The 24,721-nt window shown below is 70.6% G+C and carries 29 protein-coding genes; 8 read left to right on the top strand and 21 right to left on the bottom strand.

Translation table 11 applies throughout. The features are described from left to right. The 3 genes from H8B08_RS08445 to H8B08_RS08435 form a co-directional block, all read right to left on the bottom strand. Positions 1–948 (bottom strand): hypothetical protein, encoded by a 948-nt coding sequence (locus H8B08_RS08445; protein ID WP_187449758.1) that lies wholly within the window; start codon positions 946–948, stop codon positions 1–3. Positions 949–952: 4 nt separating this feature from the next. Further along, on the bottom strand, positions 953–1,768 hold the full coding sequence (locus tag H8B08_RS08440) for a hypothetical protein (RefSeq protein ID WP_187449757.1): 816 nt from the start codon (positions 1,766–1,768) through the stop codon (positions 953–955). Positions 1,769–1,894: 126 nt separating this feature from the next. After that, positions 1,895–2,830, bottom strand: coding sequence for a hypothetical protein (locus tag H8B08_RS08435; protein WP_187449756.1), 936 nt, complete (start codon positions 2,828–2,830; stop codon positions 1,895–1,897). Positions 2,831–3,029: 199 nt separating this feature from the next. Here H8B08_RS08435 and trmFO point away from each other — a divergent pair, with 199 nt between their 5' ends. Beyond that, on the top strand, positions 3,030–4,424 hold the full coding sequence (gene trmFO / locus H8B08_RS08430) for a methylenetetrahydrofolate--tRNA-(uracil(54)-C(5))-methyltransferase (FADH(2)-oxidizing) TrmFO (protein ID WP_187449755.1): 1,395 nt from the start codon (positions 3,030–3,032) through the stop codon (positions 4,422–4,424). Between the two features lie 13 nt (positions 4,425–4,437). Further along, positions 4,438–4,965 (top strand): isoprenylcysteine carboxylmethyltransferase family protein, encoded by a 528-nt coding sequence (locus tag H8B08_RS08425; protein WP_187449754.1) that lies wholly within the window; start codon positions 4,438–4,440, stop codon positions 4,963–4,965. Here H8B08_RS08425 and H8B08_RS08420 read toward each other — a convergent pair. The 17 genes from H8B08_RS08420 to H8B08_RS08340 all read right to left on the bottom strand — a co-directional run bounded on the left by H8B08_RS08420 (position 4,934) and on the right by H8B08_RS08340 (position 20,283). After that, complete coding sequence (locus H8B08_RS08420; RefSeq protein WP_187449753.1) at positions 4,934–5,662, bottom strand: squalene/phytoene synthase family protein; 729 nt, start codon at positions 5,660–5,662, stop codon at positions 4,934–4,936. The two genes, H8B08_RS08425 and H8B08_RS08420, sit on opposite strands and share 32 nt — an antisense overlap. Positions 5,663–5,723: 61 nt before the next feature. Beyond that, entirely contained in the window at positions 5,724–6,335 is a 612-nt protein-coding gene (locus tag H8B08_RS08415; RefSeq protein ID WP_187449752.1) for a hypothetical protein, read from the bottom strand. An 83-nt stretch (positions 6,336–6,418) separates the two neighbouring features. Continuing rightward, a complete protein-coding gene (gene secF / locus H8B08_RS08410) occupies positions 6,419–7,378 on the bottom strand; it encodes a protein translocase subunit SecF (protein WP_187449751.1) in 960 nt (319 codons plus the stop codon). A gap of 10 nt (positions 7,379–7,388) precedes the next feature. Next, the gene (secD, locus tag H8B08_RS08405) at positions 7,389–8,984 is read right to left on the bottom strand and encodes a protein translocase subunit SecD (protein WP_187449750.1); all 1,596 of its coding nucleotides are present in this window, start codon (positions 8,982–8,984) and stop codon (positions 7,389–7,391) included. 27 nt (positions 8,985–9,011) lie between these two features. Then, positions 9,012–9,338, bottom strand: a complete 327-nt coding sequence (gene yajC, locus H8B08_RS08400) for a preprotein translocase subunit YajC (RefSeq protein ID WP_240454816.1) — start codon at positions 9,336–9,338, stop codon at positions 9,012–9,014. A 104-nt stretch (positions 9,339–9,442) separates the two neighbouring features. Continuing rightward, entirely contained in the window at positions 9,443–10,720 is a 1,278-nt protein-coding gene (locus H8B08_RS08395) for a M23 family metallopeptidase (RefSeq protein ID WP_187449749.1), read from the bottom strand. A 135-nt stretch (positions 10,721–10,855) separates the two neighbouring features. Then, a complete protein-coding gene (locus H8B08_RS08390; protein ID WP_163263060.1) occupies positions 10,856–11,527 on the bottom strand; it encodes a protein-L-isoaspartate(D-aspartate) O-methyltransferase in 672 nt (223 codons plus the stop codon). Positions 11,528–11,600: 73 nt separating this feature from the next. Further along, on the bottom strand, positions 11,601–12,401 hold the full coding sequence (surE, locus tag H8B08_RS08385) for a 5'/3'-nucleotidase SurE (RefSeq protein ID WP_187449748.1): 801 nt from the start codon (positions 12,399–12,401) through the stop codon (positions 11,601–11,603). 4 nt (positions 12,402–12,405) lie between these two features. Next, complete coding sequence (serS, locus tag H8B08_RS08380; RefSeq protein ID WP_187449747.1) at positions 12,406–13,701, bottom strand: serine--tRNA ligase; 1,296 nt, start codon at positions 13,699–13,701, stop codon at positions 12,406–12,408. A gap of 231 nt (positions 13,702–13,932) precedes the next feature. Beyond that, complete coding sequence (gene tatC / locus H8B08_RS08375; RefSeq protein ID WP_187449746.1) at positions 13,933–14,820, bottom strand: twin-arginine translocase subunit TatC; 888 nt, start codon at positions 14,818–14,820, stop codon at positions 13,933–13,935. After that, a complete protein-coding gene (gene tatB / locus H8B08_RS08370) occupies positions 14,817–15,275 on the bottom strand; it encodes a Sec-independent protein translocase protein TatB (protein WP_187449745.1) in 459 nt (152 codons plus the stop codon). Before tatB ends, tatC begins: the two co-directional genes overlap by 4 nt. 33 nt (positions 15,276–15,308) lie before the next feature. Continuing rightward, a complete protein-coding gene (locus H8B08_RS08365; protein WP_163263055.1) occupies positions 15,309–15,515 on the bottom strand; it encodes a twin-arginine translocase TatA/TatE family subunit in 207 nt (68 codons plus the stop codon). 153 nt (positions 15,516–15,668) lie between these two features. Next, entirely contained in the window at positions 15,669–16,292 is a 624-nt protein-coding gene (gene scpB, locus H8B08_RS08360) for an SMC-Scp complex subunit ScpB (protein WP_187449834.1), read from the bottom strand. A gap of 26 nt (positions 16,293–16,318) precedes the next feature. Next, positions 16,319–17,152, bottom strand: a complete 834-nt coding sequence (locus H8B08_RS08355; protein WP_187449744.1) for a ScpA family protein — start codon at positions 17,150–17,152, stop codon at positions 16,319–16,321. Next, positions 17,149–18,192, bottom strand: coding sequence for a beta-N-acetylhexosaminidase (gene nagZ, locus H8B08_RS08350; protein ID WP_187449743.1), 1,044 nt, complete (start codon positions 18,190–18,192; stop codon positions 17,149–17,151). The genes H8B08_RS08355 and nagZ overlap by 4 nt, the downstream gene beginning before the upstream one ends. A 24-nt stretch (positions 18,193–18,216) precedes the next feature. Continuing rightward, complete coding sequence (locus H8B08_RS08345) at positions 18,217–18,993, bottom strand: SPOR domain-containing protein (protein ID WP_187449742.1); 777 nt, start codon at positions 18,991–18,993, stop codon at positions 18,217–18,219. A gap of 99 nt (positions 18,994–19,092) precedes the next feature. Beyond that, positions 19,093–20,283 (bottom strand): deoxyguanosinetriphosphate triphosphohydrolase, encoded by a 1,191-nt coding sequence (locus H8B08_RS08340; protein WP_187449741.1) that lies wholly within the window; start codon positions 20,281–20,283, stop codon positions 19,093–19,095. A 46-nt stretch (positions 20,284–20,329) separates the two neighbouring features. On the opposite strand from H8B08_RS08340, the gene erpA reads away from it, so the two are divergent. After that, positions 20,330–20,662 carry an iron-sulfur cluster insertion protein ErpA gene (erpA, locus tag H8B08_RS08335; RefSeq protein ID WP_163259879.1) on the top strand — a complete coding sequence of 111 codons (333 nt, stop codon included), beginning with the start codon at positions 20,330–20,332 and terminating at the stop codon, positions 20,660–20,662. Positions 20,663–20,770: 108 nt separating this feature from the next. Continuing rightward, on the top strand, positions 20,771–21,733 hold the full coding sequence (locus tag H8B08_RS08330; RefSeq protein WP_187449740.1) for an alpha/beta hydrolase: 963 nt from the start codon (positions 20,771–20,773) through the stop codon (positions 21,731–21,733). Here the strand turns inward: H8B08_RS08330 and H8B08_RS08325 are convergent. Continuing rightward, the gene (locus H8B08_RS08325; protein ID WP_187449739.1) at positions 21,717–22,019 is read right to left on the bottom strand and encodes a hypothetical protein; all 303 of its coding nucleotides are present in this window, start codon (positions 22,017–22,019) and stop codon (positions 21,717–21,719) included. The two genes, H8B08_RS08330 and H8B08_RS08325, sit on opposite strands and share 17 nt — an antisense overlap. A gap of 68 nt (positions 22,020–22,087) precedes the next feature. Between H8B08_RS08325 and H8B08_RS08320 the strand changes: the two genes are divergently transcribed. The 4 genes from H8B08_RS08320 (at position 22,088) to H8B08_RS08305 (ending at position 24,719) form a co-directional block, all read left to right on the top strand. Beyond that, the gene (locus tag H8B08_RS08320; RefSeq protein WP_187449738.1) at positions 22,088–22,867 is read left to right on the top strand and encodes an exodeoxyribonuclease III; all 780 of its coding nucleotides are present in this window, start codon (positions 22,088–22,090) and stop codon (positions 22,865–22,867) included. A 1-nt stretch (position 22,868) separates the two neighbouring features. Beyond that, positions 22,869–23,501 carry a hypothetical protein gene (locus H8B08_RS08315; RefSeq protein WP_187449737.1) on the top strand — a complete coding sequence of 211 codons (633 nt, stop codon included), beginning with the start codon at positions 22,869–22,871 and terminating at the stop codon, positions 23,499–23,501. A 70-nt stretch (positions 23,502–23,571) separates the two neighbouring features. Next, positions 23,572–23,751 carry a hypothetical protein gene (locus H8B08_RS08310; protein WP_187449736.1) on the top strand — a complete coding sequence of 60 codons (180 nt, stop codon included), beginning with the start codon at positions 23,572–23,574 and terminating at the stop codon, positions 23,749–23,751. A 71-nt stretch (positions 23,752–23,822) separates the two neighbouring features. Continuing rightward, the gene (locus H8B08_RS08305) at positions 23,823–24,719 is read left to right on the top strand and encodes a bile acid:sodium symporter family protein (protein WP_187449735.1); all 897 of its coding nucleotides are present in this window, start codon (positions 23,823–23,825) and stop codon (positions 24,717–24,719) included. Positions 24,720–24,721 lie beyond the last annotated feature (2 nt).

Here is a 24,721-nt window from a genome sequence, read left to right as displayed (position 1 = left end):
TCAGGCCCCCTCGGTCTGAGGGGCGCCGAGCTGGCGGTAGGCCACCGCCCACGGGGCCGTGACGATGGCGTAGAGCGCCGCCGTCACCAGCGACAGCAGGAACGAGAACGCCAGGATCGCGGGCAGCAGTTCGGATATCCACGCTTCCATCGGCTGCTGGAAGAAGGCCTGGAAGCGGTGCGGATCGAACCCGCCGTCGACGCCGAAGCCGAGCACGGCGGCCCAGCCCAGCGCGCCCACCACCATTTCGATGACGAGAACGACCACCAGGATCAGCACCGCCAGACCGAACAGGCGTCCGCCCTGGCCGCGGGTCAGGGTCCAGGACTCGAACAGGCGGAAGGTCCGGTCCGCGAAGGTCATCGGCGGGGCCAGCGACAGGCGCAGGCCGACCCAGATCAGCGCGCCCACCGAGGTCAGGACCACCGCCGTCAGGCCGACGGCGCGGATCACCCCCGCCCAGGGCGCCGCGGCCAGGCCGCCCAGCAGCCAGACCACCGCGCCGGCGGCCGCACCGCCCATCGCCATGGCGAAGGCGGCTATGAACAGCAGGACGTAGAGGCAGAGGAACACCAGGGCCTGCCACAGCTCGTCCTTGCCCAGGCGCAGGTAGAAGAAGCCGCGGTTCTGAGGCTCGAGGACCGCTCGGAATACGGCCGAAGTCAGGATGGCGCGCCCGGCGATCGCGGCCAGGAAGGCGATCGGCTGATACAGGGTCAGGGTGCTGTTCACGCGCACCAGGGACTCAAGGTCCGGCTCCGGACGTCCCCCGGCCCCCGCCGTGCGAAAGACCTCGAAGATGTCGCCGCCGACCAGGGAGAACAGGGCCGCGCTCGGCAGCACCGCCAGCACGAAATAGACCAGCCCCCAGGCCAGCAGCGAGACCGGCCGCCGGCGGATCACGTTGAAGCCCGCCTCTAGGGCGTCGCTTATCGAAAAGGTCGCCATGAAGTCATTTCCCGTCGGGCCCGGCCGGCAGGTACTCCAGGCGTCGATAGGCGGCGCTGAGGAACCCGGCGGTGAGCGGTTTCTGGACGAACGCGTACGCCAGGGCCTGCAGCCCGTGGAAAATCAGTAGGTTGCGCCCGGTGAGGCCGGAGACGCAGTGCTGCCAGACGAACAGGGCCGTCGCCGGCAGGGAGACCAGCACGATGCCGAGCAGCAGCGGCCAGAAGGCGCCCTCGGCGACGCCGAGGGCGTTGAGGGCGACGATCCGGCGGCGCCCCAGGGTGGCGGCGCCGTAAAGCGAGAAGCGGACGCTCAGCAGCAGGAACACCGCCGCGATCCCGGCGACGAGGGCGCCGGTCACGACGAGCTCCACCGGCCCGGCCAGCTCGCGCAGGTCGGCGAGCGAGCGCACCGTCGCGAAGTCCACCTCGCCCAGCCCGCCGGCGGTCAGGGCGACGGCCAGCACCACCACCGAGGCGATGCCGATCATCAGCAGGAACAGATCGATCAGGAGCCGCGCCGCCAGCAGGCGCAGCTCCGGCCGGCCGAACTGCAGGCCGGCCACGCCCAGACCCTCGCGGCGGGCGTCCGCGCCGAACACCCCCAGGCGATAAAGCGCGCCGTCGGCGACCAGGGCGGCCGCGACCGCGGCGAGCACGATCGGCGCGGACGCCCACGCGTTCGCCCGCAGCCAGCCGCTCTCGGCCAGCACCACCGGCGCGCCGACCGCCAGGCCGATCAGGATCAGGGCCGCCCACGCGCCGCTCCAGGCCCGGGGCAGGAACCGGACCGCTTCGCCCAGACACGCCCAGACGGGCAATCTACGACCACCACTCATGCCACCCTCGACCCCGCGGCTTCGGCCGCGCCCCTGGTCCCGTCCGCCTCCCGGCGGCTGACGGGACGATACGCCAAGCTTTACGGTTTATAAACTAAGGGAACGACCTTAGCCCGCCGCGTCGCCGTGGCGAGCGCTCAACGCCTGATAGGCGACTGCCGCCGGCGCGTAGGCGACCGCGTGGTGAACCGCGTTGCACAAGGAGATCAGGGCGGCGGCCGCCACGGCGGCGATCACGCCCGACACGTGGAACTGGCCGGTGGCGACGTGGACCGGCAGGCCCGCCAGCAGGGCCTGCGGCAGCACGCCGACGATCAGAACCAGGGCCAGCAGGGCCGGCACGACATAGGTCAGCAGGGCCATGACGTAGGCGACGATGTTCATGGCCAGCAGCTCCCAGGCCATGCCGCGGGTCAGCGGCCAGACCGAGCGCATGCCATGCAGGCCGCGCTCGAACACCAGCGGGCGCATGATCGACATGCGCACGCTGAGATAGGCCAGGGCCACGACCGCGCCGATCACGAACACGCCCGCGCCGACGAAGCTCCAGGGCTCGGGCAGCATGGCCATGGACGCCAGCACGCCGCCCACGGCGACGAGCGGCGCGCCGAAGGCGACGGCCACCGCTTCGGCCGGCCACCAGGACATCTGACCGCGCACCAAATAGAGCATGGTCTGGTCCAGCTCGGCCCGGCCCCAGCCGAGGTAGCCGAGGGACTTGCTGTCGGGCTTGAGCACCGCGCGCATGGTGGCGGCCTGGACCACGCCGCGGACCATGACGGTCAGCACGCCGACGGCCAGCATGGCGAGCAGGAACAGCAGGCCGGGATCGGAGCTTCCGGCGAACAGGCTGTCGGCGTCCACGCCGACGTCCGCCCCCGCCAGCGCCAGGACGGCGCAGAGCAGCAGGAACAGCGGCGCGAAGTACAGCGCGCCCCAGACCAGCACGGCCAGCGGCCGTCGCGCGATCAGCCGGAAGCCGGCGAAGGCGGCGTTGACGACGGACAGGCGCGCGCCCGCGCCCGCGGCAGAACTCGAAGACATGGTCATCCCCCCAAACGACGGCGTAACCATATCAGGGTTCTGTGACGCCCCGCCATCCCGGGACGCTTTCCTCCTACGTCACGGCCGCCAGGCCTCATCCGATCCACTGCATCGGATGAGGCTCGGAAGACTTTGAGTGCGCGCATTTTCTCCGCCGAACCGGCGGCCACTTCGGCGGAAAATGCGCTATGTGGGGCGCATGACTGTGAAACCCGTTCATGTGATCGGCGGCGGCCTGGCCGGCTCCGAAGCGACCTGGCAAATCGCCCAGGCCGGCGTGCCCGTCGTGCTGCACGAAATGCGCCCGGTGCGCGGCACCCCGGCCCACCAGACCGAGGGGCTGGCCGAGCTGGTCTGCTCCAACTCGTTCCGCTCGGACGACTGGGAGCACAACGCGGTCGGCCTGCTGCACGCCGAGATGCGGCGCTGCTCGTCGATCATCATGAGCTGCGGCGACGCCAACCAGGTGCCGGCCGGCGGCGCGCTTGCGGTCGACCGCGACGGCTTCTCCGCCGCCGTGACGGCGAAGCTGGAAGCCCACCCGCTGGTCACCATCGTCCGTGAAGAGGTCGCCGGCCTGCCGCCGGAGGACTGGGACAGCGTGGTCGTCGCCACCGGCCCCCTCACCTCGCCCGCCCTGTCACAGGCGGTGCTGGAGCTGACCGGCGAGGGCCAGCTGGCCTTCTTCGACGCCATCGCGCCGATCGTGCACGCCGAAAGCATCGACATGTCGGTGGCCTGGCGGCAGTCGCGCTACGACAAGGAAGGTCCCGGCGGCGACAAGGCGGCCTACATCAACTGCCCGATGACCAAGGAGCAGTACGACGCCTTCGTGCAGGCCCTGCTGGACGCGCCGAAGGCCGAGTCCAAGGACTGGGAGAACGTCCCCTACTTCGACGCCTGCCTGCCGATCGAGGTGATGGCCGAGCGCGGGCGCGAAACGCCGCGCCACGGGCCGATGAAGCCGGTGGGCCTGACCAACCCGCACCAGCCGGACCAGAAGCCCTGGGCCGTCGTCCAGCTGCGCCAGGACAACGCGCTGGGCACGCTGTTCAACATCGTCGGCTTCCAGACCAAGATGAAGCACGGCGCCCAGACCGAGGTGTTCCGCACCATTCCGGGGCTGGAGAACGCTCAGTTCGCCCGCCTGGGCGGCCTGCACCGCAACACCTTCATCAACTCGCCGCGCCTGCTGGACAGCTCGCTGCGAATGAAGGCCATGCCGCGCCTGCGCTTCGCGGGCCAGGTCACCGGGGTCGAGGGCTATGTCGAGAGCGCCGCGGTCGGCCTGCTGGCCGGCCGCTTCGCCGCGGCGGAGCGCCTGGGCCGCCCGCTGGCCGCCCCGCCGGCCACCACGGCGCTGGGCGCGCTGATCGCCCACATCACCGGCGGATGGCTGGAGGGCGGCGGCGCGTTCCAGCCGATGAACATCAACTACGGCCTGCTGCCGCCGATGGAGGCCCCGCGCCGCGACGCCGAGGGTCGCAAGCTGCCGCCGCAGGAACGCGGCCGGGCCAAGAAGCGGGCGATGAGCGCGCGCGCCATCGCCGACCTCGACGGCTGGCTGGGCGAAACGGCGCTCGCGGCCGAATGACCGGAGGGCGGCCATGACCCGCAAGGCGGCCGCCCTCGGAACCCTGCTTTTCCTGCTCGCGCCCGCGACCGTCGCGGGCCTGATCCCCTGGTGGATCTCCGGCTGGCGGCTAGGGGCGCCGCTGCTGGGGCTGGAGCTCGGCCGCTGGGTCGGCGCGACGCTGGCCGTCGCGGGCCTCGCCCTGCTGCTCGACTGCTACGCCCGCTTCGTGCTGCAGGGGTTCGGCACGCCGGCCCCGGTGGCGCCGCCCTCGCGGCTGGTGGTGGGGGGCGTCTACCGCCATGTGCGCAACCCGATCTATGTCGCGGTCACCGCCCTGATCTTCGGTCAGGGCCTGCTGTTCGCAAACACGGCCCTGCTGGCCTATGCGGTCCTGGTCTGGCTGGTCTCGCACCTGTTCGTGCTGCTCTACGAGGAGCCGGACCTGCGCCGCCGCTTCCCTGACGACTACCCGGCCTACGTCGCCGGCGTGCCGCGCTGGATCCCGCGCCTCACGCCTTGGCGCGGGGTTAGAGCCGCCCGGTCGCCACCGCCGCAGTGACCCGCAGGCGCCGCATCAGGTCCGAGGGCGTGCGCCCGCGCGCGTAGGGCGCGGCGAGCGCCACGTAGGCCACCGCCGGGAAGGCCGGCACCGACAGCGCCTTGGTCTCGCCGCGCGCGGCCTTGACGGCCCGCGCCACCTCGCCGCGCAGGTTCGCGGTCAGCTCGGCCGGCAGGCGCGCCGGCCCGCCGGAGGCCGCCGACCGGTGCAGGCCGGCCAGGCCCCAGGCGCGGGCGGCCGAGCGCACCGCGTGCGGATCGGCGCTGACGTCCAGCACCTTGGCCGCCAGGGCCGCCAAGGCGCCGGCGGTGCGGTCGACATAGTCCAGGGCTTCGTCAGCGTCGGCGAAGGGCGCGGGATCGAGGTCGCGCTCGCGGGCGTCGACCAGCGCCTCCAACAGCGGCCGCGGCAGGCCGCGGCGCTTGACGGCGGTCGACAGGGCCAGGGTCACCGGATGGGCCCGCGGCATGCGGCCCTCGAAGACGTCCTCGATCGCCTCGCGCCACCAGGCGAAGCGGATCTCGCCCAGCATGGGCTGGGTGACCGCGGACGGGATGCGGGCCAGCTCGTCGTTCAGCGCATAGAGGGCGACCACGTCGGCCCGCTTGTCCGGATCGTCGATGAAGCGGGTCGCCAGCCAGCGGTCCGGGTCGACCCGCTCGATGCGGGCGTCGAGGTCTTCGTGAGCTTCGGTCATCGCACAAACGAAAAAGGCCCGCCGGGAGCCGGCGGGCCTTCGCTCTAAACGGTTCCTGCTCTTAGTTGAACAGGGTCTGGTACATCGCCATCGAAGTCAGCATCGGCAGCGACAGCAAGAGGTTGGTGCGCGAGAACAGCATGGCGGTGCGGGCGGCCTTGGCCTTCTTGTCGGCGTCGGCCTCGACCAGGCCCAGCGCGATCTTCTGGTTCGGCCAGATGAACACCCAGACGTTCAGGAACATCACGATGGCCAGCCAGATCCCGGCGCCCAGCAGGGTGTACTGGGCCGCGCCGGCCTGCGGGCCGGCCATGCCCAGCGACAGGACCTCGACGATGTAGCCGCGCTGGAAGGCCAGCAGCAGGCCGGCCAGGACGGTGAACAGGGCCGCCCAGCGGAACCAGAACAGCGCTTCAGGGGCGATGTACTTCGACACCGCCGGCTTCAGCTCGGCGGGGATGTCCGGCATTTTCCGGATCTGGACGAAGTTGAAATAGTAGAGAAGGCCGATCCAGAGGACGCCGAAGAAGACGTGCGCCCAGCGCGTCACGGCCTGCCAGAAAATCGGTCCGAACTGGTCGGGACCGTGCATCCCGAAGCCGAAGATCATGATCAGCGCCAGGAAGACGCTGACCACCATGGTGTTGCGGAAGTTCTGGAGCAGAGCGCCCATCGTCAACCCTATCGGAATCCAGGGAATCGATCCCCCTGGATTCCGTATAGGGCGTTTTGTCGCGGGGCTCCACCCGACGGGAATTAGGGCCTTTTCGACTGGCTTCTGGTGCCGACCGACAGATCGATCGGCTTGGCGTCCTCGTCACCTCGCTTGACGCCCCACACCAGGATGACCGGCAGGGCGACGTAGATCGACGAGTAGGTGCCGATGATGATGCCGAAGATCATCGTGAACACCAGCGGGAACAGGGCCGGGCCGCCGAGGAACAGCATGCCGGCCAGCGCCAGCAGCGCCGTCGAGCCGGTGATCAGGGTGCGCGACAGTCGCTCGTTTTCCGACAGGTCGATGATCTCGCGCAGCGGTGTCTTCTTGAACTTCCGCAGGTTCTCGCGGAGTCGGTCGAAGGTGATGACCTTTTCGTTCATCGAGTAGCCGATGACCGTCAGCAGGGCCGCGATCGAGGTCATGGAGAACTCGATCTGCAGCACCGCCAGCAAGCCGACCGTCAGCACCACGTCGTGCAGCACCGCGAGCACCGCGCCCAGGCCGAACTGCAGCTGGAAGCGGAACCAGATGTAGGTGAGCATCAGCAGCAGGGCGACGCCCAGCGCCATGAAGCCCGAGCGGAGCAGCTCGCCCGACACCTTCGGACCGACCACCTCGACCCGCTTGATCTGGATGCCGGGGAACTCGGCGGTCAGCTTCTGCTGGATGACGGCGGCCGCCGCCTCGCCGCCGGTTTCAGGCGTGCGGAAGCGCAGCAGGGCGGAGTTGGGCGCGCCGAAGCCCTGCACCTGGGCGTCTTCGGCCCCGATGCGGCCCAGCGTGGTGCGCAGTTCGCCCAGCGGCGCCGGCCCAGGCGTGGTGACTTCGATCAGGGTGCCCCCTTTGAAGTCGGTGCCGAGGTTCAGGCCCATGGTGAACAGGCAGGCTAAGGACGCGAGCACCAGCAGTCCGGAGACGATGGCGGCGTAGGGCGCGAGCCGCGTGAACTTGAAGTTCGTGACGTGCGGCAGGTTGCGGATAAGTGGCCAACGCATGGTCGGGTCCTCAGATCGGAAGCGTCTTCGGCCGCTTGGCGTTCAGCCAGAGACCGAGCAACAGCTGGCTGACCAGCACGGCGCTGAACACGGAGGTGAACACCCCGATCAGCAGGGTCCAGGCGAAGCCTTGCACCGGGCCGGCCCCGAACTGGAACATGATCAGGGCGGAGATGAGCGAGGTCACGTTGGCGTCGATGATGGACACCAGCGCGCGCTGGAAGCCGATGTCGATGGCCGCCCGGGGGCTGTGGCCGGCCCGTTCCTCGTCACGGATACGCTCGTAGATCAGCACGTTCGCGTCGACCGCGACGGCCAGCGTCAGGATCATGCCGGCGATGCCGGGCAGGGTCAGGGTCGCCTGGCCCACCGTCATGGCCGCGAACAGCAGGATGATGTTGAGCAGCAGGGCGATGATGGCGATGCCGCCGAACAGGAAGCCGTAGGCCAGGATCATGAACACCACGATCAGGGCGAAGCCGAGCACGGCCGAGATCTTGCCCTTGTCGACGGCGTCCTTGCCGAGCTCGGCGCCGATGGTGCGCTGTTCCTCGACCTTCAGCGGCGCCGGCAGGGCGCCGCCGCGCAGCAGGTTCACCAGCTCGGAGGCTTCCTGGATGGTGAAGTTGCCGGTGATCTGGCCGGACCCGCCGGTGATCGCCGACTGGATGGTCGGGGCGGAGATGACCTTGCCGTCCAGCACGATGGCGAAACGGCGACCGATGTTGTCGGCGGTGACCTGCCCGAACTTGCGCCCGCCGACGCCGTCGAAGCGGAAGTCGATCGACGGACGGCGGTTCTGGTCCTGGCCGACGTTGGCCTGGGTCAGGTTCTCGCCCGAGACCAGCACGCGGCGCTTGACCAGCACGTAGGGCTCGTCGGGGCGGCTCGGCTGCGGCAGCAGCTCGCTGCCCGGGGGGACGTGGCCAGCCTGGGCTTCCGCCACCGGCACGGTTTCGTCGAGCATCTGGAAGGTCAGCTTGGCGGTCTGGCCGATGACGCGCTTGAGCGCCTCGGGATCGCTTTCGCCCGGCGCCTGGACCACGATGCGCTCGGCGCCCTGACGCAGGATGGTCGGCTCGCGCGTGCCCATGGCGTCGACGCGCTTGCGCACGATCTCGATCGACTGGTCGACCGCCGAGGCCCCGATGGTCGACAGCGCCTCCGGCGTGAACCGCAGGGTCACGTTCTGGTCGCCGGCGTCGCCGACCGCCAGTTCAGGCTTGCCGGTGCGGGGATTGATCACCGCCAGGTTGCCGAGCGTCTTCTTGGCCTGCTTCACCTGAGCGGGATCGTTGATCCGCACGCGCACGCCGTCCGGCAGCTTCTGCAGACCGCTGAACGCGATCTGATCCGTGCCCAACACCTGGCGCACGTCTTCCATCAGGTTGGTCACCCGCTCGCGCTTGAGCGCCTCGGTGTCGACCGAGAGCAGCAGGTAGGAGCCGCCCTGAAGGTCGAGGCCGAGGTTGAGGGTCTTGGACGGCAGCCAGCCCGGCATGCGCGCGCGCACGTCGGCCGGCAAGACGTTGGGAAGGGCGAACAGAATGCCGAAGACGGTCGCCAGCGCGACGACCGTCACCTTCCACCGTGAAACCTGAATCATTGGCGTGAAATCCCCCGAAGCCGCGCCTTAGCGCGACGACGCCTTGGCGTCGTTGGCCGGCGCCGGCTCGGTCCGGTTGCGGACGTCGGCGATCATCGACTTGACCACGCGGACGTTCACGCCCTGGGCGATCTCGACCATGGCCTCGGCGTCCTCGACGCGGGTCACCTTGCCGATCATGCCGTTGGACAGCACCACGGTGTCGCCGCGCTTAACCGCTTCGACCAGCGCCTGGTGCTCCTTCGCCTTCTTCTGCTGTGGGCGGATCAGCAGGAAGTAGAACAGGACGAAGATCAGCAGCAGCGGCGCGAACTGGACGACGAAAGCCATCGGGCCGGCATCAGCGGGAGCCATGGGCACTCCATGAGAAGGCGCCGGGCGCAGGCGTCCCGGCGAAAGCAGGCGCGGAAGCTATGATGCGAAGGCCGCGTTTGCAACGAGCGCCGACACCACCGCGACTATTGCAGCAGCGGCAGCGGGTCCATCGGGCGCGCCTTTTCAGCGGGGCTGGTGGCGTAACGCATCTCGAAGTGCAGTTGCGGCCGGTCCACCCCGCCGGTCTGGCCGACCTGGCCGATGACCGCGCCGCGGGCGACCTGCTGGCGCATCTTCACGTCGATCTTGGCCAGGTGGCCATAAGCCGTGACCCAGCCGTCGGCGTGCTTGATCAACACCAGGTTGCCGAAGCCCGGCACGGAGTCGCCGGCATAGACCACCTCGCCGGCGTCGGCGGCCTTCACCGGGGCGCCCGACGAGGCGCCGATGTTGATGCCATCGTTGCGCAGCCCCTGCCCCATCGAGCCATAGCGCGACAGGATCTCGCCCTTCAGGGGCCAGGCGAAGCGGCCGCGTGCGGAAGCGATCACAGCGTCGGGGTCGATCGGCGGGCCGCTGGCGATGATCGGGGCGGCCGGGCCGGACGGCGGAACCGGCGCCTGGGCGACCGGCGTCGAGACTTCGGCGCGCGGGGTCGAGGGCTTTACGCCCTTGCCGGTCGGCGGGACCGGCCGTGTCTCGGCCGGCTGGACAGCGACCGGCGCGGGATCGGTGCGGACCGGGGTCGGCTCGCGCCGGGTGGGCGCGGGCGTGACCGGCTTCGGCGCCGTGGCCTCGGCCACCTGGCGGACGGGTTCGCCGGTGACCGGACCCGAGGCGTAGGGGTCCGTGCCGCGGTCCGTGGCCTCCGGCGGCAGCTTCAGCTTCTGGCCCGAGCGTATCCCGCCTTCGGCCGGCAGGCCGTTCAGGTCGATCAGGGCGCGCACCGGCACGGCGAAGCGCCGGCCGACGCCCGACAGGGTGTCGCCCGGCTGGACGGTGTAGCGCAGGCCGCCGGTCGTGGCCGTCGCCGGCCTGGGGGCCGACACGGTCGTGGCCGGCTTGGTCGCGCCCTTGACGGGCGGCGGCGGCGGTGGCGGCGTGTGGTCGGCCGGATAGCTCGACGCCTGGGCCGACGGGGCGGGCGGCGGCAGGGCCTCGCTGGTCACCCGGCCCGAAGGCGCCGGCGCGGCGCGCACGGTCGGCGGGACCGGTTCGGCCGACGGCGGGGCCGGCGCAGGCTCGGACGGCGCCGCGTAGACGGGCGTGGGCGGCGGCGCAGGCTGCCCGCCCGGCACGACGTCCTCGATCCGGGTCGCATACTTGGGCTGCGGCAGGGACGCGAGGTCCACGGTGGTGCAGGCGGAAAGCGCCGCCGCGGAAGCGCCCAGCAGAAGCAGCCGTGAAAGCGTCGTCGTCATGCCGATCCAACCATCGGAAAGCGTCGATCGGCCAGCCGGCCGTCGAGTCGTCAAAGAGGTTCGAGAAAACATCCCCGAAGCTCCACCTTAGCGCCAACGCCGCTTAACGGGGTTAACGCGGCGTTCAGCCTCGGTTCAAAGTTCGCGCGCGACGCCTTCGACCAGCGGCACGAACCGCACCTCGCCCAGCGTCTCGCGCAGGAAGGCGCCCTCGCCGTCGCCCACGTAGCGCACCAGGCTCTGCACCGGCCCACGGCCGACCGGCGCGACCAGCACGCCGTTAGGCTTCAACTGCGAGAGCAGGCGTTTCGGTTCGGTCGGGGCGGCGGCGGTGACCATGATGCGGTCGAACGGCGCCTGCTCGGGCCAACCCAGCGAGCCGTCGCCGAAGCGGGTGACGGCGTTCTCGACCCCCAGCTGCCGCAGGCGGCCTTCCGCTTCGGTCAGCAGGGTGCGGTAGCGCTCGATGGTGTAGACGTAGCGGGCCAGCTTGCAGAGGATCGCCGTCTGGTAGCCCGATCCGGTGCCGATCTCGAGCACGCGGTGGCGCGGCTCGACGTTCAGGGCCTGGGTCATCAGGCCGACGATGAACGGCTGGCTGATGGTCTGGCCGCAGTCGATCGGCAGGGCCGAATCCTCCCAGGAGCGCTCCTGGAACAGCTCCGGCACGAAGATCTCGCGCGGGGTCGCCTCGACGGCGTTCAGAACCTTGGGCGAGGTCACGCCCTGAGCGCGAAGCGCCATGATCAGCCGGCCCATGCGGGCGCGGGGACTGGCTTCGTCGCGGTCTTCGGGGCGGTCGGACATGCGGGTGCGATTCAGAGGTGCTCGGCGCCCGTCGTATCAGGACGCGTACGGATTGCGAGGCCGGAAGTGCGCGTCATCCCGCGGCGCCCTCGCGCGGGCCCTTCGGCGGCGCGCCGCCCAGAACGCCCTTCAGGTCGTGGACGCTGGGCATGTGGGTCATGTCGATGTGCAGAGGCGTGACCGAGATGCGGCCCTCGTAGACGGCCCTGAGGTCGGTGCCCTCCTGCGGGTTGGACAGCTTTCCGCGAAAGCCCATCCAGTAGTAGTCGCGCCCGCGCAGGTCGGTGCGGCGCTCGGCGTGCATGTGGTGCACGTCGCGGAAGCCCTGGGTGGTGACCTCGACCTCCTTGACCAGCTCGGGCGGCAGGTCGGGGAAGTTGACGTTCATCACCACGTTGGAGGCCCAGCCGGCCTCGATCAGGCGCGAGACGATCCCCGCCCCGAACGCCTCGGCCGGCGCGAACAGGTCCGCCCGGCGCTCCGGATAGACCATCATCGCCTGCGACAGGGCGATCGACGGGATGCCCAGCGCCATGCCCTGCAGGGCGCCCGCGACCGTCCCGGACAGGGTGACGTCCTCGCCCAGGTTCTGTCCGCGGTTCACGCCCGAAAGGATCAGGTCGGGCCTCTGCTCCATCAGGTCGTTGACCGCCAGCAGCACGCAGTCGGTCGGCGTGCCCGACACCGCCCAGGCCTGCGGCCCGAACCGGCGCACCCGCAAGGGGTTGGCCAGGGTCACGCCGCGCGAGGCGCCCGACTGCTCCTGCTCCGGCGCGCAGATCCACACGTCGTCGCTGAGCTGGGCGGCGATGCGCTGCAGGACGTGGAAGCCCTCCGCATCCCAGCCGTCGTCGTTGGTGAGCAGGACGCGCATGGGATCAGCCGATGTGAGTCAGGCCGCCCATGTACGGCTGCAGCGCCGCCGGCACGGCGATGCGGCCGCCCTCGTCCTGGTAGTTCTCCAGCACGGCGACCAGGGTGCGGCCGACGGCCAGGCCCGAGCCGTTCAGGGTGTGCAGGAAGCGCGTGCCCTTCTCGCCGGCCTTGCGGCCGCGAGCGTCCATGCGCCGGGCCTGGAAGTCGCCGCAGTTCGAGCAGGACGAGATCTCGCGATAGGTCCCCTGCGAGGGCAGCCAGACCTCCAGGTCGTAGGTCTTGCGCGCGGTGAAGCCCATGTCGCCCGAGCACAGCAGCATGGTGCGGAACGGCAGCTCCAGCTTCTTCAGCACCGCCTCGGCGCACTGCGTCATGCGCTCGTGCTCTTCGTTCGACGATTCCGGCGTGGTGATCGAGACCAGCTCCACCTTCTGGAACTGGTGCTGACGGATCATGCCCTTGGTGTCGCGCCCGGCCGAGCCGGCCTCGGCGCGGAAACAGCTGGTCAGCGCCGTCAGGCGCAGCGGCAGCTCCTCCTCGGCGGTGATCTGCTCGCGCACCAGGTTGGTCAGCGACACCTCGGCGGTGGGGATCAGCCAGCGGCCGTCGGTGGTGTGGAACAGGTCCTCGGCGAACTTCGGCAGCTGGCCGGTGCCGAACACCGCCTCGTCCCGCACCAGCACGGGCGGGTTCACTTCGGTGTAGCCGTGCTCGTTGGTCTGCAGGTCCAGCATGAACTGGCCGATGGCCCGTTCCAGGCGCGCCAGCTGGCCCTTCAGCACCACGAAGCGGGCGCCCGACATGCGCGCGGCCGCCTCGAAGTCCATCAGGCCCAGCGCTTCGCCCAGGTCGGCATGGTCCTTGGTCGCGCCGCTGCGGCCGGCCGGCAGGATCGCCGCATCACCCCAGCGGCGCTGCTCGACGTTGCCGGTCTCGTCCTCGCCCACGGGCACGTCCTCGGCCGGCAGGTTCGGCAGGGCGGCCAGCTTCTCGCGCAGCTCCTCGCCCAGCGCGCGCTCGTCGTCCTGAGCCGCGGCGATGGCGCCCTTCAGGCGCTCGACCTCGGCCATCAGGCGCTGGGCCTCGGCCTCGTCCTTCCTGGCCTTGGCCTGGCCGATCAGCTTGGAGGCTTCATTGCGGCGGGCCTGGCCTTCCTGGAAGGCGGTCTGGGCGGCGCGCAGCTTGCGGTCCAGATCCAGCAGGCCGGCGACCACGCTTTCCGCGTCGGCCATGCCGCGAGACGACCACCCGCGCACGTAAACGTCGGGAGTCTCACGGAGGGCGCGGATGTCGTGCATGGCCGCCTCGGTTGGCTTGAGCGGAGGAAAGCGGCCTGTTTACGTCGCGCCGAGTCGCTCGCCAAGGGCGCTCCGAAGATCTCCCCCCGAGCGTAAGCGCTGGGGGGAGCAGGCGGCGCAAGCCGCCGTGGGGGCTCCAGCGGAGTGGGACGGCGGCCGTCGCGCGAACCCAGCCCCCTCCACCGCCCTACGGGCGGTCCCCCTCCCCCAGCGCTTCGCCAGGGGGAGGAATTAGCCCTGCTCCAGCCGCTCCTGGCGGCGGCGGCGCATTTCGATCAGGCGCACGCACCAGATCGAGACCTCGTAGAGCAGCACCAGCGGCGCGGCCAGCATCAGCTGGCTGATCGGATCGGGCGGCGTGACCACCGCGGCGACGACGACGATGCCGACGATGGCGTAGCGGCGGCCGGAGGCCAGCGCCTTGGAGTCGATGATGCCGGACATGCCCAGCAGGGACAGCACCACCGGCAGCTGGAAGCACAGGCCGAAGGCCAGCACCAGGGTGGTGACCAGGGTCAGGTACTCCGAGACCTTCGGCAGCAGCTCGACCTGCACGTTGCCCGGGCCGACGATCTGCTGGTTCAGCGAGAACCACAGCACGAAGGGCAGCATGACGAAGTAGACCAGCGCCGCGCCCATCACGAAAAGCACCGGCGAGGCGACCAGGAACGGCAGGAAGGCCTTGCGCTCGCGCCGGTAGAGGCCCGGCGCGACGAAGCGATACAGCTGCCAGGCGATCACCGGGAAGGCCAGGATCACCGCCCCGAAGCCGGCCAGCTTCAACTTGGCGAAGAAGAACTCCAGCGGCGCGGTGAACACCAGCTTGAGCTCGCCGCCCGCCATCCGGGGGACGTCCTTGAGGCCCATCAGGGCCAGCAGCAGGTCGAACGGCCCATGCTTGCCGCCCGAGGCTTTCTGCGCCGCCAGCAGGCCGCCGGCCACCTCGAACGGGTGCAGCAGGAACAGGTAGATCTGGTTGGCGAAGGCGAAACACAGCGCGAAGGCCAGGCCCACCGCCACCACGCAGATCAGCAGCCGCGAGCGCAGCTCGATCAGGTGATCGAGCAGCGGCGCGCGCGACGACTCGAGGTCGGCTTCGTCGTCGTAGGCCTGGGTCACGCGGTCTTCTTCCGGCGGGATTTCTTCACAGGCGCGTCGGCCGGAGCGGCCTCGGGCGCCGGGACGGCTTCGACGGCGGGCGCCGCCTCTTCCGTGACGTCTTCGGCCGCGTCCGGCGAGGCGATCTCGCCTGCGTCCGGCAGGGCCGGCGGCTGGTAGTCCGGCTGGATGCGCAGGCCCTCGTCGATCTCATGGACCAGGGCGTCGGCGTCACGCCCCAGCGGATCGTTGAGCCGGCCGGTGCGCAGGGCCTCGACCTCGCGGCGCAGCTCGTCGAGCTCCGACTGCCGCGCCATCTCGTCGAAGCTGGCGCGGAAGTCGGCCGCCATGGCGCGCATGCGGCCCATGACGTGGCCGACCTTGCGCATCAGGACGGGCAGGTCTTTCGGACCGACGACCAGCAGGGCGACGATCGCGATGACGACGAGTTCGAAACCCCCGACGGAGGGCATCATGGCTTAAGCCTCACGCAACGGGGACGCGGGCGGTCAGCGCTTCAGGTCTTCTTTTTCGGCGTCGGTGCGCGGCAGTTCGCCGGCGCGCGGCGCTTCATCCTCGCCCTTCAGACCTTCCTTGAAGGCGCGGATGCCCTTGGCGGCGTCGCCCATCAGGCCGGACAGCTTGCCGCGGCCGCCGAAGAGCAGCATCACGACGAGCGCGACGATGAGCCAGTGCCAGATGCTCATGGAGCCCATGGGCTTGTCTCCCTATGGCCGCGAAAGACTCAGGCGGCCGCAATTCCTGTCGGCGGTCATATAGGCGCAAGGACGGCGTCGAGCCAAGGAACCTATCGACGCGGCCGCGAGTCACTTTTCTCTTCCCCTGCGACGCGGAGGAAGAGAAGAGGCTCACCCCTCCCCTTCGCCCACGAAGTCCATCTGAAACTCCGGCGCGTCCTCGTCGATGGCGTCCAGCAGGTCCTCGCCGTCGCGCGCGCCCGACGGGTCGGGCACTTCGAAGCCGGCCGGCACGCCGACGTCGAGCAGGCCGGCGGCCCGCATCTCGGCCGCGCCCGGCAGGTCGGCGAGGCTGGCCAGGGCGAAGTGCTCCAGGAAGCCGTCGGTGGTGCCGTAGGTCACCGGCCGGCCCGGCGTGCGCCGGCGGCCGCGCAGGCGCACGAAGTTCATCTCCAGCAGCACGTCGAGCGTGCCCTTGCTGAGGCTCACGCCGCGGATCTGCTCGATCTCGGCGCGGGTGACCGGCTGGTGGTAGGCGATGATGGCCAGCGTCTCGAGCGCCGCCTTGGACAGCCGGCGCGGATCCTCGCGCTCTTCGGTCATCAGGCCGGCCAGGTCGGCGGCCGTGCGGAAGCGCCAGCGGTCGGCCACGCACTCCAGCTCCACGCCGCGTCCGGCGTAGCGCGCCTTCAGCGCCGCCAGGCCGCGGCCGACGTCCGCGCCCTCCGGCAAGCGCCGCGCCAGGTCGTGCGCCGACAACGGGCCGGCCGCCGCGAACAGCAGGGCCTCGATCATGCGTTCGATTTCGATGAGGTCTTCGCTCACGGCGTCAGTTCCAGCGGTTCGGCCGGGCGCTCGATGCGGCGCAGGTAAAGATCGGCGAAGGCCTCGAGCTGCTTGACCTCCAGCGCCCGCTCCTTGGCCAGTTCCAGCGTCGCGGCGAAGGTGGAAGCCAGGTAGGAGGCGCCGGTCGGGCCGTCCGGACCGTCCGCCTCGGGTTCCGGCGCGACGCTCTTCAGCGTGGTCCAGCTCTCCATTCGCGGCAGCAGGCCGCGCAGCCGCTTGCGCGCGTCGTCCAGCTGGTAGGCCTCGACCCGCTGGCCGGGATTGTAGGTACGCTGGCTCTCGCGCACCCGCTGGGTGACGTAGGCCTGCATCAGCTCGTAGAGGGTGGCCTCGACCCGCGAGGACGGGATCACGACCATGGCCTCGGGGTCGCCGCGGGTGAAGACGTCACGACCCAGCTGCGGCCGGGCCTTCAGCTCGTCGACTGACCGGCGCATGGCCTCCAGCTTCATCAGCCGGAAGGCGAGCGCGGCGGCCATCTCTTCGGCCGGCGGCTCCTCGCCCTGCTTGCGCTCGGGCTTGGGCAGCAGCAGGCGGGACTTCAGGTAGGCCAGCCAGGAGGCCATCACCAGGTAGTCGGCGGCCAGCGAGAACCGGCGCCGGCGCGCCTCCTGCACGAACTTCAGGTACTGCTCGGCCAGCTTGGTGATGGACAGCTTCAGCAGGTCCACCTTCTGGGTGCGGGCCAGCGCCAGCAGCACGTGCAGCGGGCCTTCGTAGCCCTCCAGGTCGACGACCAGCGCCTCGCCGTCCTCGACGGCGTTGTCGACGGCCTCGAAGTCCAGCTGAGGCTGAAAGGCCTCGCTCACGCCTCGCCGACCTTGGGACCGGCGGCGGCGTCGATCCCGGCGAAGGCCTCGTCGAAGCGGGCGCGGGCTTCGGCCGGGTCGAACGGCTCGGGCGCACGCACGATGCGGGCCATGGCCGCCTCAGCCCGGCGCTTGGCGTCGCCCTTCAGCTTTCCGGTGTGCGAAACCACCTGCTGCATCTCGGCCATGACGCCGTTGCAGTGCAGGACCACGTCGCAGCCGGCCTTCAGGGCGTCGCGGGCCCGCTCGCCGAGACCGCCCGACAGGGCGTTCATCGACAGGTCGTCGGACATCAGCAGCCCGCCGAAGCCCAGCTCCTCGCGGATCAGGCGCACGGCCTTCTTCGAGGTGGTGGCCGGCTTTTTCTTGTCGATGGCGGTGTAGACCACGTGGGCGGTCATGGCGGCGGGCATGTCCGACAGCGCCTTGAACGGCTGGAAGTCCCACGCGTCCAGTTCCTCCAGCGCGGTGTCGACCGTCGGCAGGGCCTCGTGGCTGTCGGCGAAGGCGCGGCCGTGGCCGGGAATGTGCTTGACCACCGGCAGAACGCCGCCGGCCATCAAGCCTTCGGCCGCCGCACGGCCCAGCACCGAGACGGTGTACGGGTCCTCGGCGTAGGCGCGGTCGCCGATGATGTCGTGGGCGCCGGGCACCGGCACGTCCAGCACCGGCAGGCAGTCGACGTTGATGCCGAGCTGGCGCAGGTCGTGGGCGATCAGACGCGCGCCCAACCGGGTCAGTTCACGCTGCACGAGGGGATCGTTGGCCGAAACCTGGCCATAGGCGCGGCCCGGCGGGTACTTCGGCCAGTGCGGCGGACGCAGGCGCTGCACCCGGCCGCCCTCCTGGTCAATCAGGACCGGGACGTCGGTGCGCCCGGTGGTCTCGACCAGGGCGTCCACCAGGGCGCGCACCTGTTCAGGCGTCTCCACGTTCCGGCGGAACAGGATGAAGCCCCAGGGGCGGACGTCGCGGAAGAAGTCGCGTTCGTCCGGCGTGAGGGTCGGACCCGAGCAGCCCAGGATGCAGGCGAGCGTCACGTCCAACCCCCTCTCTGTCTCAGATCACTTCACCAAGCAGGCGTTGCCGGCGGCCTTCAGGGCCGAGCAGAACGCCTGGGCGTCGGCCTTCGAGAAGCCGGTGAAGGCGGTGCGGTACAGGGTCTTGCCGTCGCGCTCGACCGGCTCGACCCGCTTGGCCTTGCCCGAGGCGAACTGCGGGAAGGCCTTGGCCACCTTGGCGAACTCGGCGTCGGCGATGGCCGTCGAGGAGAAGGCGCCGATCTGCACGGCCGCGGAGCCGCCGGCGGCGGACGGCGCGGGCGTCGGGGTCTGGGCGGTCTGGATCGGGGCGGCCGGGGTCGGCTTCGGCGCGGCCGTGACCGGCGCCTGCGGCTGGGCGGCGGCCGATTGGGCCGGGCGCAGGGCGCCGGAGGTCACGGGCTGGGTCGGAGCAGCGACCGGCGCGGTCGGGGTCGCCTGCGGGGCCGGACGCGGGGCGGGCTGCTCCGGACCGGGGGCGAAGGTCGGCTGGGCCGGCGCCGGGGCGTTCGGCTCGGCCACGTAGACGTCGAGGCCCGCGGCCTCGTCGACCGGCTGAGCGTCCTGGGCCGGCGCGGTCTTCACCGCGGCCACCGGCTCGCCCACGTTCGGGGCCTCGTTACGGCTGCGCACGCCCGAGCGGTAGAACAGCACCACGGCGACGACCAGCACCACCAGCACCACGGCGCTGGCGACCAGCGTCATCGGCACCGGCCGGCGTTCGCCGGTGGTGCGGCGCGCGTCGAAGGCCAGGGGCTCGTCGGTGGGCGGCGTGTAGGCGCCGCGTTCTTGATCGGACATGGGCACGAAACCTCCGGGGCGGCGCGAATTTCCGAATCGCGACGCAGTTGGTCGACACTCTACCGAAGGCGAAGCTCCGCCGGAACGCGGCGGAACGACTCACACCTCGCGGCCGATCTCCAGGTGGAACAACCGCCGATGCTCCTCAATGGCGTATCGGTCGGTCATGCCGGCGACGTAGTCGCAGACCACGCGCGCCCGTCCACCCTGGTCGCGGCCCTTCACCCGTTCATACAGCTCAGTGGGCAAAACCTCCGGTTCCGCCATGAAAAGATTGAACATCTCGGCCAAAATGCGGCGAGCTTGGCTGCGCGTGCGGTTGACCCGGTAATGCCGGTACATCCGCGTGTGCAGGAACTGGCGCAGGCGGGCCAGATCCTCGGCCATCTGGGACGAGAAGCCGACCAGCGGCCGCTTCATCCGGCGCACGTCCTCGGCCGTCTCGACGCCCTCGGTCTTGGCACGGCGCGCGGTCTCGGCCAGCACGTCGTCGATCATGGCGCCGATCATCCGGCGCACCGCCTCAAGGCGGAGCATGCGGTCGTCGATGGCCGGCCAGTCGCGGCGCACGTCGCCCAGCAGCGGGCCGATCAGCGGGATCTCCAGCAGGTCGCCGATGGTGAACAGGCCGGCCTGCAGGCCGTCGTCCACGTCGTGGTTGTTGTAGGCGATGTCGTCGGAGATGGCGGCGATCTGCGCCTCGACCGAGGCGAAGGTGTCCAGCCGCAGGTCCCAGCCGGCGGCGTATTCCACCACCGCCTTCCATGCCGGCTCGTCCAGCCGGTCGTCGACGGGGCCGTTGTGCTTCACGACGCCCTCGACCGTCTCCCAGGTCAGGTTCAGGCCGTCGAAGGCGGGATAGCGGCGCTCCAGCTTGGTGCAGACCCGGAAGGTCTGGACGTTGTGGTCGAAGCCGCCGAACTCCTTCATCTGGATCTGCAGCTCGTCCTCGCCGGCGTGGCCGAACGGCGGGTGGCCCAGGTCGTGGGCCAGCGCGATGGTCTCGGCCAGGTCGACGTGCACGCCCATGGCATGGGCCAGCGAGCGGGCGATCTGGGCGACTTCCAGGCTGTGGGTCAGGCGCGTGCGGAAGGTGTCGCCCTCGTGCGCCACGAAGACCTGGGTCTTCTCCTTCAGCTTGCGGAAGGCGGCCGAGTGGATGATCCGGTCGCGGTCACGGGCGAAGGCGTTGCGCGTACGGCTTTCCGCCTCGGGATGACGACGCCCCTTGGAGGTCTCCGCGGACTCCGAGAAGGTGGCGAGGGGGAAGCAAGTGACGGGCACGCTCATCAGGGTCTTTTCCACGGCTGCGGCCGCCCTCATATAGCGCCAAGTCATGACCGTCGATTCCGTAACCCTCACCGAACCGGCCGCGCGGCGGATCCGGGAGCTGGCCGAAGCCGAAGGCCGGCCGCTGATGCTGCGCGTGGCGGTGGACGGCGGCGGCTGCTCGGGCTTCCAGTACCGCTTCGAACTGGTGGACGCGGCCGAGGACGACGACCTGCGGATCGAGCGTTCCGGCTCGACCGCCCTGGTCGATCCGATCTCCCTGCCTCTGTTGGCCGGCTCTGCCGTGGACTTCGTCGACGAGCTGATCGGCGCCCAGTTCCGGGTTGTGAACCCGAACGCCAAGTCCAGCTGCGGCTGCGGCGTCAGCTTCTCGATCTGAGCGCTTCAGGCTGGCTCGACGCCGCCCCCTGGCGTCTGACAGGCATTTAATTCGCCCGCCTTCCGGAAACGGCGTAGCTTGCCCGCGTTCTCGGGGGAGGCTCCTGACATGCTGAAATCGCTCGTTCTCGCCGGCGTCCTGGCCGCGGGTCTGGTCACGCCGGCTGCAGCGGGAGACGCCTTCACCGAACGCGGGCTCGATCTGAAGAGCCAGCCTGGCGACCTGAAGGGCACGCTGACCACCCCGGCGAAGGGCGCCAAGGGCCCAGTCGTGCTGATCCTGGCCGGCTCCGGGCCGACCGACCGCGACGGCAACAGCCCGATCGGCGTGCAGGCCGCCCCCTACAGGCTGCTCGCCCACGGCCTGGCCGAGCGCGGCGTCACCAGCCTGCGGGTCGACAAGCGCGGCATCGCCGCCAGCATGGCCGCCGCCACCAAGGAAGAGGACCTCCGTTTCCAAACCTATTCCGACGACGCCCGCGCCTGGGCCGCCGAACTGAAGCGCCAGACCGGCGCGAAGTGCGTCTGGCTGGTCGGCCACAGCGAAGGCGCCCTGGTCGCCGAGGTCGCCGCCCAGGACAACAAGGACGTCTGCGGCGTGGTGCTGATCTCCGGCGCCGGGCGCAAGGCGGCCGACGTGCTGCGTGAGCAGCTGACCGCCGGCCTGCCGCAGGCGATGCAGGCCGACGCCTTCAAGACGCTCGCCGAGCTGGAGGCCGGCCGCACGGTCGCGAACCCGCCGCCGGCCCTGGCCGCCCTCTTCCGCCCGTCGGTGCAGCCCTACCTGATCTCCTGGCTGCCGCTGGATCCGGCCGAGCTGGTGAAGACCGTCCACGGCCCGGTGCTGATCGTGCAGGGCACCACCGACATCCAGATCGGCATGGCCGACGCCGAGCGGCTGGCCGCGGCCCGCTCCGACGCCAAGCTGGTCAGGCTGGAGGGCGTGAACCACGTCCTGAAGGTCGCCTCGGCCGAGCGCGCCGCCAACCAGGCGACCTACGCCGACCCGAACCTGCCGCTGGCCCCGGGCGTCGTCGAGGCGGTCGCCGACTTCGTCAAAGCTCGGCGATGAACAGGTAGGCCACGCCGAACGCCGCGATCCAGGCGACCGGCGCGGCCGCGACGGCCCAGGCCAGCTTCACCCGACGCATGAAGAACGCCGCCCAGGCGGCGAACGGCGCGGCGATCACGGCGACGAGAAAGCTGTACGACAGCAGGGCCATGGTCCACCCGGCCCCCGTCCCGCCGACCGAGAACCAGGCCGGCGACAGCACCGCCAGCGCGAAGGCGACCGGGGACAGCGCGACGTGCAGCACGGTCGCGCCGGTCAGGGCCAGGACATGAACGGTGCGGCTCATCCCCCCTCCCTCTTGAGGCGGCGCCGCTCGAACCCTAGCCTTTGGGCGAGTTCACGCGAAGAGAGTCGATGCGGATCGCCACCTGGAACGTCAATTCGGTCAACGCCCGGCTCGAGACCGTGCTGGAGTGGTTCCGCGAAGCCCAGCCGGATGTCGCCTGCCTGCAGGAGCTGAAGTGCGTGGACGAGAAGTTCCCGCGCGAGCCCTTTGAATCGCTCGGCTACAACGTCGAGACCTTCGGCCAGAAGACCTACAACGGCGTGGCCATCCTCTCGAAGCACCCGCTGTCGGACGTGCGCCGCTCCCTGCCCGGCTCCGACGACGACGAGCAGGCCCGCTACATCGAAGCCCTGGTCGAGGCGCCGACGCCGGTGCGGGTGGCCTCGATCTACCTGCCCAACGGCAATCCGATCGGCACCGACAAGTTCGCCTACAAGCTACGCTGGTTCGAGCGCCTGCGCGCCCACGCCGCCGAGCTGCTGACGCACGAGGAGATCCTGGTGCTGGCCGGCGACTACAACGTCATCCCCGAGCCCGAGGACTGCTATTCGCCCGCCGCCTGGGCCGGCGACGCCCTGTTCCAGCCGGAGAGCCGGGCCGCCTGGCGCGCCATGAAGTGGCTTGGCCTGACCGACGCCTACGAGGCGGCGGACGGCCGGCCGCACAACTACACCTTCTGGGACTACCAGGCCGGCGCCTGGCAGCGGAACAACGGCATCCGCATCGACCACCTGCTGCTCTCTCCCCAGGCCGCCGACCGGCTGGCGGGCGTGGACATCCACCGCGACGTGCGCGGGCGCGACAAGCCCTCCGACCACGTGCCGGTGATGATCGACCTGCGGGACTGAGGTGGGCGAGGCGCTGCGCACCCTGCTGCTGCTGGCGCTCGGCGCCGGCGTCCTGACCACGGTCGGCCTGGGGGCCGGCTGGTGGATGGAGACCGGCAGGCGCCTGCGCCGCGCGCTCAAGCAGTCGCTGGGTGGTCCATCCGACGCCGAGGTCATGGCCGTGCCCCAGGGCCGCGCGGCCGGCATGCGCTTCGCCACCGGCCGGGTCGCGGTGCTCTGGGACAAGAGCGCCATGGGCCTGGTCTACGATTTCGTCGAACTGGACGGGGCCGAGCTGATCGTCGACGAAGTCGTGGTCGCCCGCGTCCGCCGCGACGAGCAGCGCAAGCAGATGGACTCGATCCCCAAGGACGCCGAGCGCGTCACGCTTCGCCTGCTGTTCTCCGACGCCCAGTGGCCGGAGTTCGAACTCGACTTCTGGAGCCCGGAGATCGCCCGCACCGCCGCCCCGGGCGCGGCCAAGGAAGCGGTCCGCTTCGGCCGTAAATGGCTGTCGCACGTCGAGAACGTGCTGAAGCGCACCGGCGGGCCGCTAGCCATGAAACCGAAGTCCGCCCAGGCGACGGCCCCTGCTCGCCCGCCGCGCGAACGCCCGCCGTGGGAAGAGGACGAGGACGAAGCGGAAGCCGTCTGACGCGCGAACGCCGTTGTCTTGGCCGCGCCGCCGAGGTTAATTCGCAGGGTTAGTTCCGGGGGGGACCTCCATGCGGCCGAACGCGGCGACCCTGCTTCTGTTTCTGGTCTCGCTGGCCCTGACCGGCGCGGGCGTGCTGGCCCAGTTCCGCCCCGACCTGCTGCCCCCCGAAGTCGTCGCCAACCGCTTCTGGCTGGTCACCGGCGGCTGGGGCGTGCTGGCCCTGGGCGTGTTCGCCAAGGGCCTCTGACCGCCCATCCGGGATTCCGCCCCCCGAAATCAGGCGTTTCCCGATAGGCCGCGGACGGCGGGCGCGCGACCTTGGCGCAGTTGGTCGCCGAGGTCGCCGTGGAACTCCTCAAGGAGCTGCTCCCCGTTGTGCTGGCCGGTAGCCTGGCGCTCACCGTCGTCGCCATGAGCCTGGGCGCCGGCTGGAGCGACGTCACCTACGTGGTCCGCCGGCCGTTGTTGCTGCTCCGCTCGGTGCTGGCGATCTACGTGGTCGTGCCGGTGCTGGCCACGATCGTGGTCAAGCTCATGCCGCTGACGCCGCAAGCGGCGCTGGGCATCATGCTGATGTCCGTGGCGCCGGTGGGGCCGTTCCTGCTGACCAGGGAGCTGAAGCTCGGCGCCCACAAACAGTACGTCTACGGCCTCTTCGCCGTCGTCAGCCTGCTCAGCATCGTGCTGGTGCCCCTGACGGTGGCGCTAGCCGCCTGGTTCTTCGGGGTGGAAGCCGCCGCGCCGATGGGCAAGGTGGCGACCTCGCTCGCCACCACCATTCTGATCCCGCTCGCGATCGGCATGGCGGTGCACCACTGGCGGCCCGCCCTCGCCCAACGGATCGCGCCGCGGCTGCTGAAGGCGGCCCTCGCCCTGCTGGTCCTGGGCGCCCTGCCCTTGCTGTTCGTCGTGCTTCCGGCGACGTTGAAGCTGATCGGCGACGGCACGGTGCTGGCCATGGCCCTGGTGGTGATCGGCGGCCTCGTGGCCGGCCACGTCCTGGCCGGCCCGGACCTCAGCCACAGCTCCGCCCTGGCCATCTCCACCGCCGCCCGCCAGCCGGGGCTGGCCCTGCTGATCGCCAAGTCGAGCGCCGGCCTTCGCACCGAGCACGCCGTCTCGGCCGTGCTGCTGTTCTTCCTGATCGGCTCGCTGGTGACGCTGGCCTACCAAGTCTGGGTGAAGCGCCGGCTGAAGGCCGGCGCACCGTCCTGACG

This window comes from Caulobacter sp. 17J80-11 (genome assembly GCF_014349105.1).
GTDB lineage: Bacteria > Pseudomonadota > Alphaproteobacteria > Caulobacterales > Caulobacteraceae > 17J80-11.
This window is presented reverse-complemented; position numbering and strand designations above follow the sequence as displayed.